11 protein-coding genes are annotated in these 12,335 nt (G+C 73.6%); 8 read left to right on the top strand and 3 right to left on the bottom strand.

What is annotated here, in order from left to right; all coding sequences use genetic code 11:
- Positions 1 to 11 precede the first annotated feature (11 nt).
- Positions 12 to 329 carry a hypothetical protein gene (locus HDA31_RS29660; RefSeq protein ID WP_178062743.1) on the bottom strand — a complete coding sequence of 106 codons (318 nt, stop codon included), beginning with the start codon at positions 327 to 329 and terminating at the stop codon, positions 12 to 14.
- 269 nt (positions 330 to 598) lie between these two features.
- Between HDA31_RS29660 and HDA31_RS29655 the strand changes: the two genes are divergently transcribed.
- The 4 genes from HDA31_RS29655 (at position 599) to HDA31_RS29640 (ending at position 4,228) form a co-directional block, all read left to right on the top strand.
- Positions 599 to 1,363 carry a DUF5753 domain-containing protein gene (locus HDA31_RS29655; protein ID WP_178062744.1) on the top strand — a complete coding sequence of 255 codons (765 nt, stop codon included), beginning with the start codon at positions 599 to 601 and terminating at the stop codon, positions 1,361 to 1,363.
- Entirely contained in the window at positions 1,360 to 1,545 is a 186-nt protein-coding gene (locus HDA31_RS29650) for a DUF397 domain-containing protein (RefSeq protein WP_178062745.1), read from the top strand. The genes HDA31_RS29655 and HDA31_RS29650 overlap by 4 nt, the downstream gene beginning before the upstream one ends.
- 249 nt (positions 1,546 to 1,794) lie before the next feature.
- The gene (locus tag HDA31_RS29645; RefSeq protein ID WP_178062746.1) at positions 1,795 to 3,132 is read left to right on the top strand and encodes an acetyl-CoA carboxylase biotin carboxylase subunit; all 1,338 of its coding nucleotides are present in this window, start codon (positions 1,795 to 1,797) and stop codon (positions 3,130 to 3,132) included.
- A gap of 175 nt (positions 3,133 to 3,307) precedes the next feature.
- A complete protein-coding gene (locus HDA31_RS29640) occupies positions 3,308 to 4,228 on the top strand; it encodes a hydroxymethylglutaryl-CoA lyase (protein ID WP_178062747.1) in 921 nt (306 codons plus the stop codon).
- An 89-nt stretch (positions 4,229 to 4,317) separates the two neighbouring features.
- On the opposite strand, the gene HDA31_RS29635 is transcribed toward HDA31_RS29640, so the two are convergent.
- Positions 4,318 to 4,887 carry a snapalysin family zinc-dependent metalloprotease gene (locus HDA31_RS29635; protein ID WP_178062748.1) on the bottom strand — a complete coding sequence of 190 codons (570 nt, stop codon included), beginning with the start codon at positions 4,885 to 4,887 and terminating at the stop codon, positions 4,318 to 4,320.
- 215 nt (positions 4,888 to 5,102) lie between these two features.
- Here HDA31_RS29635 and HDA31_RS29630 point away from each other — a divergent pair, with 215 nt between their 5' ends.
- The 3 genes from HDA31_RS29630 to HDA31_RS29620 all read left to right on the top strand — a co-directional run bounded on the left by HDA31_RS29630 (position 5,103) and on the right by HDA31_RS29620 (position 10,766).
- Positions 5,103 to 6,635 carry an acyl-CoA carboxylase subunit beta gene (locus HDA31_RS29630; RefSeq protein WP_178062749.1) on the top strand — a complete coding sequence of 511 codons (1,533 nt, stop codon included), beginning with the start codon at positions 5,103 to 5,105 and terminating at the stop codon, positions 6,633 to 6,635.
- Between the two features lie 166 nt (positions 6,636 to 6,801).
- Positions 6,802 to 7,956, top strand: a complete 1,155-nt coding sequence (locus HDA31_RS29625) for an acyl-CoA dehydrogenase family protein (protein ID WP_074475689.1) — start codon at positions 6,802 to 6,804, stop codon at positions 7,954 to 7,956.
- Between the two features lie 158 nt (positions 7,957 to 8,114).
- Positions 8,115 to 10,766, top strand: a complete 2,652-nt coding sequence (locus HDA31_RS29620) for an ATP-binding protein (RefSeq protein ID WP_178062750.1) — start codon at positions 8,115 to 8,117, stop codon at positions 10,764 to 10,766.
- A 235-nt stretch (positions 10,767 to 11,001) separates the two neighbouring features.
- On the opposite strand, the gene HDA31_RS29615 is transcribed toward HDA31_RS29620, so the two are convergent.
- Positions 11,002 to 11,502, bottom strand: coding sequence for a MarR family winged helix-turn-helix transcriptional regulator (locus HDA31_RS29615; protein WP_074475687.1), 501 nt, complete (start codon positions 11,500 to 11,502; stop codon positions 11,002 to 11,004).
- Positions 11,503 to 11,606: 104 nt separating this feature from the next.
- On the opposite strand from HDA31_RS29615, the gene HDA31_RS29610 reads away from it, so the two are divergent.
- The gene (locus HDA31_RS29610; RefSeq protein ID WP_074475686.1) at positions 11,607 to 12,188 is read left to right on the top strand and encodes a YceI family protein; all 582 of its coding nucleotides are present in this window, start codon (positions 11,607 to 11,609) and stop codon (positions 12,186 to 12,188) included.
- The last annotated feature ends 147 nt before the right edge of the window (positions 12,189 to 12,335 follow it).

Below are 12,335 nucleotides of genomic sequence, written 5' to 3'. Positions count from 1 at the left end.
CGGGCGGGGCATCAGCGCACCCGGGCCGGGCTCGTGTTCCGGGCGGGCGCGGCCTGCCGCAGGGCCGGGCTCGTGTCCCGGGCAGGCGGGGCCTGCCGCAGGGCCCCGGCGAGCCGGTGCAACCCCGCGCGCAGCACGAACAGTTCGCGCTTGGCGACGGCGTCGCCCCGGGCGTCCAACTCGTACGCCTCGATCCACGTCCAGCCGTGGTAGGTGTGCCGGTCCGGCACCTCGCGGATGACCCGCACGGTGATCGGCTCGACGAACTGCGGGCTCGCGGCGCGGGTCAGGCGCAGCACGTCGCCCGGGGCGATCGACCGGCCGGTCACCGCCGCCTCCCGGCCCCGGCGGTCGCCGGCGCGCTGGGTCCTGCTCGGTTCGGCATCTGCTTCCCCTGTCCGTGGCCGGTGGAGAGGGGACCGCCCGCGCCTGGTGCGCAGGACCGGCCGGGCGGCCCCCTCGACGAACGCGGGCGGGGGCTTCTCCGCCCTCCCGACCCACGCCGTCCCGATGACAGCCTGCCCAGGGTTGCGGCGCAATCACACAGCGTTAGATGATTTCCTTCGGACGTTCCGTCGGTTCCTGAAGGGACTCAGGCATGAATCATGCGTTCGTCACGGCCCTCGCCGAGGCGTCGGAGACCGCTGAGAGCTTGGCAGGTCGCATAGGGCTTCACCCGAAGACCGTCGCCCGCTGGGCGAACCCCGGGCGCATTCCGCAGACCCGGCATCGTGGCGAAGTCGCGAGGATCCTCGGCAAGGATGTGGCAGACCTCTGGCCGGATGCCCTGCGCCGCGAGCCGGTGTGGTTCCGGCCGTGGGTCGACATCGAGCGCGAGGCGGTCGCCCTGCGCGCCTTCGAGTTGGCCTGGGTGCCGGGCCTGTTGCAGACCGAAGCGTACGCCCGCGTCACGTTCCACGGGCAACCCCTGTCGCCGGTCGAGGTCGACGACCTGGTGGTGGCCCGCATCGCCCGGCAGGGGATCCTCACCTGCGACCGGGCGCCCACGACCGTCGTCGTCATCGACGAGCAGGTGATCCGCCGGGTGCCGGCCGGCGGGCGGGCGATCATGGCCGACCAGCTCGCCCGCCTGGTGACCTGCGCGGAGTGGCCGACCATCCAACTGCACATCGTCCCCCGCGACGCCCCGACCTATCCGGGGCTCGACGGTCCCTTCACGATCGCCGAGCTTCCCGGCGGGACGCGGGTGGCCCACGTGGACAGTCAGGCCCAGGCGCAGATCATCGATCAGGCCGCCCAACTTGCTACGCTCGAACGACGGTGGGAGCGCATCCGGGGCGAGGCCCTGTCCCGGTCGCAGTCCCTGGATCTCCTGAGGAAAGCGGCAGCAGCATGGACATGACCGGCGCGCAGTGGCGCAAGAGCACCCGCAGCGGCGGCAACGGCGGCAACTGCGTCGAGGTCGCCGACAACCTGCCCGGCGTCGTCCTCGTCCGCGACACGAAGGACCGCGACGGCGGCACCCTCTCCTTCTCGCCGGCCTCCTGGCGCGGCTTCCTCACGCTGGCGAAGCGCGTCGCCTGACCCGCTCCACCGGCGGCCCCTCGGCCCACAGCGCTTCCGCCCGCAGTCCCTTCGCCCGAAACCCTGTCGACCCGCAACCCCGTCGATCCGCAGGCCCTCGCACCCGCCGGGGGCCTGTGCTGTGTCTGTGTCCACGGCGGTCCGACACGGGCCGCTGGATCCGCCCCGCCGCCGCGCGCTTGACTCGTGGCCGGCCCGTCACCCATGGTTCCCTGGCATCGTCCCCACCCCTGGACGCTGGAGGAGAACATGATCGAATCGCTGCTGGTGGCCAACCGCGGCGAGATCGCCCGTCGGATCATCCGAACCGCGAACCGGCTCGGCATCCGCGCGATCGCTGTCCACTCGGAGGCCGACGCCGGCCTGCCGTTCGTGACCGAGGCCGACGAGGCCGTCTGCGTGGGACCGGCGAACCCGGCCCAGAGCTACCGCAACGTCGAGGCCATCCTCGCCGCCGCCAAGTCGACCGGCGCGCAGGCGATCCACCCCGGTTACGGCTTCCTGTCGGAGAACGCCGACTTCGCCCGTACCGTCGAGAGCAGTGGGCTGATCTGGGTCGGACCCGGCGCGGACGCGATCTCCGCGATGGGCGACAAGATCAACGCCCGGAACCTGATGGCGGCGGCCGGGGTGCCGGTCGCCCCCGGCACCACCGAACCGGCCGCCGACCTGGACGCGGCGGTCGCCGCCGCCGCGGAGATCGGCTACCCGGTGATGGTCAAGGCCGCGGCGGGCGGCGGCGGCATGGGCATGGGCGTGGCCGCCGACGAGGCGGCGCTGCGCACCGAGTACGACAAGGTGCGCGCGTTCGCCGAGCGGATGTTCGGCGACGGGTCGGTGCTGATCGAGCGGTACTTCCCCCGGGTGCGCCACGTCGAGGTGCAGATCCTCGGCCTGGCCGACGGCCGGGTGGTGGCGCTCGGCGAGCGGGAGTGCTCGGTGCAGCGGCGCAACCAGAAGCTCGTCGAGGAGTCCCCGTCCCCGGCGGTCTCGCCGGAGCTGCGCGCGCGCCTCCTGGCCGCCGCCGTGCGGGCCGGCGAGGCGGTGGGCTACCGCAACGCGGGCACGGTGGAGTGCCTCTTCGACCCCGCCACGCAGGAGTTCTTCTTCCTGGAGATGAACACCCGGCTCCAGGTCGAGCACCCGGTCACCGAGCTGGTCTACGGCGTGGACCTGGTGGAGGAGCAACTCCGGGTCGCCGCCGGCCTCGCGCCGACGTTCGACCCGGACGCGCTCGCCCCGCGCGGTCACGCCATCGAGCTGCGGGTCAACGCCGAGGACCCGAAGCGCTTCCTGCCCGGCCCCGGCGTGATCACGACGTGGCGCGAGCCGGCCGGCGAGGGCGTGCGGGTCGACTCCGGCTACGTCGACGGCAACACGGTCACCCCGTTCTACGACAGCCTGCTGGCCAAGCTGATCGTCGACGGCCGCGACCGGGCGGAGGCGATCGAGCGGGCCCGCGCGGCGGTCGCCGCGTTCGAGGTGGCCGGCCCCAAGTGCAACCTGCCGTTCTTCGCCGAGCTGCTGGAGAACGACGAGTTCCTCTCCGGCGACTACGACACGGGCATCGTCTCCCGCATGCGCTGACCCCTGCTTCGCCTCGTTGATCAACTTCGGCGGTGGGGCGGCCTGGCGGCGGGGTCCGGCGTTCTGGTTGTCTGGAAGGACCACTGGTCGTCGGGCGTCGCGCCGTCGGCCGTCCCCACGAGGGGCGGCGGCGCGTGCGACACCCCCGGCGGCCCGACGTCACAGCGAGGTGACCATGAGCCAGATGCCAGCGGCGGTCTCGATCCGGGAGGTCGGGCCGCGCGACGGGCTCCAGAACGAGGAGCCCATCCCGACCGACGCCAAGGTGCGGCTGCTCGACGCGCTCTCCGGCACCGGCGTGCGCCGCATCGAGGCGGTGTCGTTCGTGCACCCAAAGGCGATCCCGCAGATGGCCGACGCGGACGAGGTGTGGCGGCGGGCGGCGAAGGTCGACGGGGTGCGCTACTCGGCGCTGGTGCCGAACACCCGGGGCGCGCAGCGGGCCCTGGCGGCCGGGTTCACCGAGATCGAGGTGGTGGTCTCGGCCAGCGACACGCACAACCGGCGCAACGTCAACCGGTCCACCGCCGAGTCGCTCGACGACATCGCCGAGCTGATCGACCTGCTGCACGGCGCCGGGGCCACCGCCGAGGTGATCGTGGCGACCAGCTTCGGCTGCCCGTACGAGGGGGACGTCGACCCGGCGCGGGTCGCCGCCATCGTCGACCGCGTGGTCCGCGACGGCGCGGACCGGGTCGCATTCGGCGACACCACGGGCATGGGCACGCCGCGCCGGGTCCGCGAGCTGATCAGCGCGGTACGCGACCGCGACGCGCACGTGCCCGTGCTGCTGCACTTCCACAACACCCGGGGCACGGCACTGGCCAACCTGTTGACGGCACTGGAGCTGGGGGTGACCGAGTTCGACGCCAGCGTCGGCGGCCTCGGCGGCTGCCCGTACGCGCCGGGGGCCAGCGGCAACCTGGCCACCGAGGAGGCAGTGCACATGCTGCACGACATGGGCATCGACACCGGCATCGACCTGGCGGCCCTCGTCGAGGTGGCGGAGCTGGCCGAGGAACTGCTCGGCAAAAAGCTGCCCTCCGGCGTCCTGCGGGCGGGCCCGCGCACCCGGCTGACGCCCCTGCCGGCCTGACGCCCCTGCCCGCCTGACCGGGCGAAGGGGGTCGGGCGACGCGGCGGAGGGGCCGGCGGTGTGCCGGCCCCTCCGGTGTTCCCGCTCGGTCAGCTCACCGGGGCGAGCGCGGCCGGCCAGCTGTCCTGGAAGACGGTCGGCCCGCTGTCCGCGCCCCGCTCGGTGCTGCGGGTGCCGGCGAACAGGCTGGTCACCCGGCTCGCCTCGGCGCTGCTCGGGTACGGGTTGGTGCAGCTCGTGCCGGCGCTGCCGCCGGACATGAGGATCGCGCAGTTGCCGTTGTAGTTGTCGGGCAGGCCGAGGATGTGCCCGATCTCGTGGGTCATGATCCGCAGCGGGCTGTACTGGGCGGCCTGCTGGGTGTCGATGTAGACCCGCCCGTTGCCGAGGCTGGTCCGCACGGCGTACGAGCCGCCGCCGGTGATCTGGTAGATCCGGAGGTTGGTGCCGCAGTTCGCGGTCAGCGTCAGGTTCGACGTGGCGTTGTTCCAGATCGTGGCGGCCTGGTTGGCGATGCTGGCGTAGCTCGGGGCCTGGCTGGTGTTGTAGCAGATGGTCATGGCAGCGGACGCGGGCGACGGGTTGGCGAGGGTGACGCCGAGGGTCGCACCGGCCGTGGCGAGCATCGCGACCAGGGTCCGGCTGATTCGTGAGGCCATCGCTGACTCCAATCCGGGAGGGGGTGACGGGAGCCTAACGATAATCATCTACGCATTTCAATATTTGGATCACGATCGGTCGATTCGTGGCGCGCCGGCGTCCGGTCCGCCCCGGGGTCGCCGATCGGGCGGCGGATGAGATAACCTAACGATCGTTCAGGGTGGCCGGCGTGCCCGTGCGGCGGCCGGCGCGGTGGCGGCGATGGGGAGTCGGCGTGACGCTCGACGGTGAGGCACTGGAGCAGCTACGCAAGCGCGCGAGGGCCGGCGGTGCGGACAAATACCACGCGGCCAACTCGGCCAAGGGCAAGCTCTTCGCCCGCGAGCGGGTGGCGCTCCTGGTCGACGAGGGCTCGTTCGTCGAGGACGGCCTCTACGCGAACGCCCTGGCCGACGGCCTGCCCGCCGACGGCGTCGTCACCGGCACCGCCGCCATCGACGGCCGGCCGGTCTGCCTGATGGCCAACGACTCCACGGTCAAGGCGGGCAGCTGGGGCGCGCGTACCGTCGAAAAGATCATCCGGATCATCGAGCGCGCCTACTCGACCGGCGTGCCGATGGTCTACCTGGTCGACTCGGCCGGCGCGCGCATCACCGACCAGGTCGACCTGTTCCCCGGCCGGCGCGGCGCCGGGAAGATCTTCTGGAACCAGGTCCGCGCCTCCGGCTCCATCCCCCAGGTCTGCGCGCTGTTCGGCCCGAGCGCGGCCGGCGGGGCCTACATCCCGGCCTTCTGCGACGTGGTGGCGATGGTCGAGGGCAACGCCAGCATGTATCTCGGCTCCGACCGGATGGTCGAGATGGTGACCGGCGAGAAGACCACCCTGGAGGCGATGGGCGGGGCGCGGGTGCACTGCGCCGAGTCCGGCGTCGGGCACTTCCTCTGCAAGACCGAGGCCGAGGCGCTCGACGTGGTCCGCCGCTACCTGTCCTACCTCCCGGCCAACTGGACCCAGCCGCCGCCGGCCGCCGAGGCGACCCCCGCGCCGGCCAAGGCCGACCTGGCCGCGCTCGTGCCGGCCAGCGAGCGGCAGGCGTTCGACATGCGCCGGTACGTCAAGGGCCTGCTCGACGACGGCAGCTTCTTCGAGATCCAGGCACTCTGGGCCAAGGAGCTGACGATCGGCTTCGGCCGGCTCGACGGCGAGGTCGTGGGCGTCGTCGGCAACAACTCGATGTTCAAGGGCGGGGTGCTCTTCGTCGACTCGGCCGACAAGGCGACCCGGTTCGTGCAGCTCTGCGACGCGTTCAACGTCCCGCTGCTGTTCCTGTCCGACGTGCCCGGGTTCATGGTGGGCAGCGCGGTGGAGAAGCAGGGCATCATCCGGCACGGGGCCAAGATGATCACGGCGATCTCCGAGGCGACGGTGCCGAAGATCTGCGTGGTGGTCCGCAAGGCGTACGGCGCGGGCCTCTACGCGATGGCCGGCCCCGGCTTCGAGCCCGACGCGACCATCGCCCTGCCCACCGCGAAGATCGCGGTGATGGGGGCGGAGGCCGCCGTCAACGCCGTCTACGCCAACAAGATCGCGGCCATCGCCGACGAGGCGGAACGGGCCGCCTTCGTCGCCGCCAGGCGCGCCGAGTACGAGCGCGACATCGACGTCGTCCGCCTGGCCAGCGAGCTGGTGGTCGACGCGATCGTCGAGCCGCACGACCTGCGCGCCGAGCTGGTCCGCCGCTACGCCGCCGCCCGCACCAAGGACCGGAGCTTCTCCCGCCGCCGGCACGGCGTCACACCGGTCTGACCCGCCGCGCCCCGGCCGGCGCCGCCACCGCGACCCCGGCCCGCCACCGCGACGCGCCCACCAGCACAGCGACGGCCACCACCGACGGCCACCACCGCGACCCAGGACCACCCCACCCCGTCGGCGTCACGAGCGCCCGGCGGAGGACTGCGTACAGGAGGAACCGATGGACTTCCGGCTCACCGAGGAGCAAGAGGCGCTGCGGTCCAGCGTGCGGGACTTCGCCCGCGAGGTGGTCGCCCCGGTCATCGCCGAGCACTACGAGAAGCACACCTTCCCGTACGAGGTGATCCGGCAGATGGGCAAGATGGGCCTGTTCGGTCTGCCCTTCCCCGAGGAGCACGGCGGCATGGGCGGCGACTACTTCGCGCTCTGCCTGGCCCTGGAGGAGCTGGCCCGGGTCGACTCCAGCGTGGCGATCACCCTGGAGGCGGCGGTCTCCCTCGGCGCGATGCCGATCTTCCGCTTCGGCACGGCCGAGCAGCGGGAGCGGTGGCTGCCGAGGCTGCTCAGCGGCGAGGCGCTCGCCGGCTTCGGCCTCACCGAGCCCGGCACCGGCTCGGACGCGGGCGGCACCCGGACCCGGGCCGTCCTCGACGAGTCCACCGACGAATGGGTGATCAACGGCTCGAAGGCGTTCATCACCAACTCGGGCACCGACATCACCGCGCTGGTCACGGTCACCGCCGTCACCGGCACCCGGCCGGACGGCAGCAAGGAGCTGTCCACGATCATCGTCCCGTCCGGCACCCCCGGCTTCACGGTCGCCCCGGGCTACTCGAAGGTCGGCTGGACCGCCTCGGACACCCACGAGCTGACGTTCGACGACTGCCGGGTGCCGGCGGCCAACCTGCTCGGCGAGCGCGGCCGGGGCTTCGCCCAGTTCCTGCGCATCCTCGACGAGGGCCGCATCGCCATCGCAGCCCTGGCCGTCGGCCTCGCCCAGGGCTGCGTGGACGAGTCGATCAAGTATGCGAAGGAGCGCCAGGCGTTCGGCCAGCCGATCGGCAACTACCAGGCCATCCAGTTCAAGATCGCCGACATGGAGCTGAAGGCGCACACCGCCCGCCTGGCCTACTACGACGCGGCCGCCCGGATGCTGGCCGGCGAGCCGTTCAAGCGGCAGGCGGCGATCGCCAAGCTGCACGCCAGCACGGTCGCCGTCGACAACGCCCGGGAGGCCACCCAGATCCACGGCGGCTACGGCTTCATGAACGAATACCCGGTGGCCCGGTTCTGGCGCGACTCGAAGATCCTGGAGATCGGCGAGGGCACCAGCGAGGTCCAGCGCATGATCATCGCCCGCGACCTCGGCCTGTGAAAGGAAGGGCCCCCTATTAACGCCTGAGGTAGAGAAGGGTCCCCTTCTCACGCCGGTAAGCTCCCGGGCGGGGCGCTGTCGGATATTTGTGCCGGTCAGCGTCGGCAGGGCGACGGTTGGCTGACGACAGTCACACCCGATCCGTACCCTTCCTGCCCATGGCTCCCGATCATGGCCGTCCGCCGGGCGCGGACGGTCGTACCGGACTGTCCGCCTTGCTGCGCGCGCACCGGCACGCCGCCGGCCTCACCCAGTCCGACCTGGCCGCCCGCGCGGGGGTCGGGGTGCGGACGGTCCGCGACCTGGAGCGGGGCCGGTCCGCGCGGCCGCAGCGGACCACCGTCGACCTGCTGGCCGGCGCACTCGGCCTCGCCGGGCCCGCCCGGGCGGCGTTCGTCGCCGCCGCCCGGGGGACGACGCCGGCCGACCCCGCCCGCGCGGCCGACGAGCCACCCGCCGCCCCGCCGCCGTCGGTCCCCCACCCGGTCGGCGTCGGGCCGTCGTCGGCCGCCCACCCCGGGGGTACGCCGATCGCGCTCCCGCCCCCCGTCGCGCTGATCGGCCGGGAGCGGGACGTCGCCGAGCTCGTCGAGCTGCTCACCACCGACCACGGCCCGCCGGTGGTCAGCCTCGTCGGGCTGGCCGGCGTGGGCAAGACGGCGCTGGCCCTGGCGGTCGCCCACGCCGTCGCCGGGCGGGCTCCCCGCGAGGTCGCCGGGGTGCTCGTCGGGGAGGGCTCGGACCCGGCCGACGTGCTCTCCGCAGCGGCGGCGGCCTTCGGCGCGGCCCGCGCCTCCGACCTCGCGGTGCAACTGGCGGCCCGCCCGGCGCTGCTGCTGATCGACGCGGTGGAGCGGGCGCCCGACCCGGTGGCCGGGGCGCTGCACCGGCTCGCGGGGGCGGTGCCCACGCTGCGGGTGCTGGTCACCGGGCGGCACCCGGTCGGCGTGCCTGGCGAGCGGGTCTGGCCCGTGCCGCCACTGGACGTGCCGCCGCCCGAGCTCGACCCGGCCGGGCCGGACGTGCTGGCCGGCTACCCGGCGGTGGCGCTGTTCACGGCGCGACTGGCCCGGGTGCGGCGGGAGCCGCCGGACCCGGACGAGCTGCCGGCACTCGCCGCGCTGGCCCGCCGGCTGGGTGGGCTGCCCCTCGCCATCGAGCTGATGGCCGCCCGGGGGCGCATCCTCGACCTCAACGAGCTGCTCGACCGGTACGGCGACCGCGTCCTCGACCTCGCCACCTCGCCGGCCCAGCGGCCCGACCCCGGGTGGACGCCGGGAGGCGGGGCGACGGTCACCCTGCGGGACGCGGTGGCGGCCAGCTACCGCCTCCTCGCCCCGGACGAGCGGGCCGCCCTGCGTCGGCTCTCCGTGTTCCGCAACCGTTGGTCGGTGGAGCTGGCCGAGGAGATGCTGGCCGACGACGCCGACCCGGAGGGCACGGTCTCGATCGATCCGGTGCCGTTGCTGGACCGGTTTCTCCAGCTCGGCCTGCTGAGCGTGCGGGGGACCGGCCCGTTCCGGTTCCGGCTGCTCGACGCGGTCCGGGAGTTCGCCACCGAGCGGAAGATCGGCGCCGGGGAACGGCACGACGTCCGGCGGCGGCACGCCGAGGTCTTCGCGCGGCTGGTGGCCCGGACCGCTCCCGACCTGGCCGGCCCGCTGCTGACCTCGGCCGTGCGCCGCCTCGACGAGGCGACCGGCGACATCACCGCCGCGCTGGCCCACGCCGCCGTCGACGACCCGACGACGGCGCTCCGGCTGGCCGTCGGGCTGGCCCGCTGGTGGCGGTTCCGGGGCCGGGACGTCGTCGGGCGGCAGTGGCTGCGGCGGCTGCTGGCCGACCCGCGTACCGCCGCCGCCGATCCGGGGTTGCGCGCCCGGGCGGTGCTGGGCGCGGCCCGGCTCGCCGTCGAGCACGGGGCTGCGGAGCAGGAGCTGGCGGCGGCACGCGACGCCTGGGCCATCCTGCACCGGGCCGGCGACGTGGCCGGGGAGCTGGAGGCGCGGGCGGTGCTCTGCGCCCTGCTGGGCGCGACCGGGGGCCACGACGAGGCGCGCGACCAGGCCGCCGCCGTCCTCGCCCTGGCCACCCGGCACGGGCGGCTGCGCGACATGGCCGTGGCGCAGCACAGCCTCGCCTGGCACGACATCCGGGTGGGCGACCTGGCCGGGGCGCGGCGTCGCCTGGCGGCCATGGACCGGTTGGCCGCCCAGTCCGGCGAGCGGCGGTTGCGCCTGCTGGCACGGGCGGACCTGGCCGAGGTCACCCGCCTGGAGGGCCGGTACGCCGACGCCGTGGAGCAGGGCCGCCGGGTGGCCGCCGGGCTGGTGGAGGTCGGCGACCCGGGGCACCGGCGGCGGGCCCTCGGCACGATCGGCCTGGCGCTGGCCCAGGACGGGCGGCCCGACGAGGCGGCCGAGGTGCTGGCGGGGCTGCGCACCTGCGCGGCGGGTGACGCGGCGCTCGGCACCGAGCTGCTGGGCGGCCGGCCGGGCGAGTCCCGGTTCGAGGACGGGATCTGTGCGCTCATCGAGGCGAACATCGCCCTGCACCGGGCCGATCGTGAGCTGGCGGCCGAGTGGTTCGCCGCCGCGGCGGAGGGCACCGTCGCCGGCCAGGACCGGCGGGACCTGGTGGAGGCGCTCGTCGGGCTGGCGGCGAGCACCCGGGACGCGGCCGTGCTCGACCGTCTCGACGCCGCCTGTCGGCGGAGCGGGATCAGCCTGCTGCCCCGGGAGGCCGAGGTGCTGGCTCCACTGCGGCGGCCCGGTCGGCCGGAGCCGACCGGGCCCGCCCGGAGATGTTGACGCGGGGGCGGCGCGAGCGAAGAAGCCCCCTGGTTTTACCCCTCGCTCATCGCCCGCGCCGGCACCCCCCGGTGCGCCCCCGCTGAGAGAACAGTAGCCACTCCCGGCGGGGAGGTTTGTCCGCTTAATGCCGTTTGTTGCCGCTGGTGGGGCGGTTCTGCCGGTCTTTCTGCCGGTGCCCCTCCCACCCGGTGCGACCGGGCCCGTGGACGTGCTGGGCCCGCCCGCCGGGGCGTCAGGAGGGGGCGGCCTCCGGCGGGACCGGATCGGTGCTGCCGGCGGTCGCGCCCGGATGCACCGCGTCGCGTACGCGCCGGAGGCCGTGGAGGAGGGCGCGCAGCTCCTCCGGCTCCAGTTGGCCCGTGAACCACTCCTCGATGATCTTCAGGTGCCCGGGGAGGGTCTGGTCCAGGCGCTGCAACCCGGCGGCGGTGACCACCGCGTACGAGCTGCGCCGGTCCGACGGGCAGGCCCGGCGGCAGAGCAGGCCGTCGCGTTCCATCCGGTCGACCACCCGGGTCACGCCGCTGGTGGAGAGCGAGGTCTGCGCAGCGAGGTCGGTCATGCGCAGCTGGTTGCCGGGCGAGCGGGCGAGACGGGTGAGCACCTCGAACTCGACCGGAGAGAGCCCGTGCTCCTCGAACTGGGCGGCGAACCGGGCCGACAGCCCGGCGTGCGCCTCGACGAGGAGACCGACGGCGGTGATCCGGGGGTCGTCGAACACGTTCTGGTCCACGAGTTCATCATAGCAATACTTGACACACGGAATATTGCTCTGTCTATAGTTGCTCTGTCAGTCGTTGGGGCACTTAACGAACTCTTCTCCTGGAGGACAGCACCATGACCAGCAGCAACGGATCGGTTACCCGCGAGTGGGAGGGCCTCACGATCCCGGCGGCCGGCACCTACCTGCTGGACGTCGCCCACAAGCGGGTCGGCTTCGTCGCCCGGCACATGATGGTCAGCAAGGTTCGCGGCGAGTTCGCCGACGCGAGCGCCACCATCACGATCGCCGAGGACCCGATGCAGTCGTCGGTCTCCGCGACCATCCAGGCCGCCAGCATCAGCACCGCCCAGGCCGACCGGGACGCCCACCTGCGCAGCCCCGAGTTCCTGGACGTCGAGGCCTTCCCGACCCTGGAGTACCGCAGCACGGGCGTCAAGTCCCGCGACGGCAACGAGTTCGTCCTCACCGGTGAGCTGACCATCAAGGGCGTGACGCGCGCGGTGGAGCTGGAGGTCGAGTTCGAGGGCGTCGGCCGCAGCCCGTTCGGCCAGGACATCTTCGGCTTCTCCGCCAGCACCGAGATCGACCGCGAGGACTTCGGCCTGACCTGGAACGTCGCTCTGGAGACGGGCGGCGTGCTGGTCGGCAAGAAGATCAAGATCGAGATCGAGGGCGAGGGCGTCCGCCAGGGCTGACCGCCCCGCTCCCCGAGACCCGGGCCCGCGTCGCACCAGTCGACGCGGGCCCGCAGTCGTCCTGCCGCGGTCCTCCCAATGGGAGCGTGCGAATTGTCACGGTGGGCCCCTCGGCGGGGGCGGTGGCGCGTGCCGCCACCTGGGTAG

Source organism: Micromonospora carbonacea (assembly GCF_014205165.1).
GTDB lineage: Bacteria > Actinomycetota > Actinomycetes > Mycobacteriales > Micromonosporaceae > Micromonospora > Micromonospora carbonacea.
This window is presented reverse-complemented; position numbering and strand designations above follow the sequence as displayed.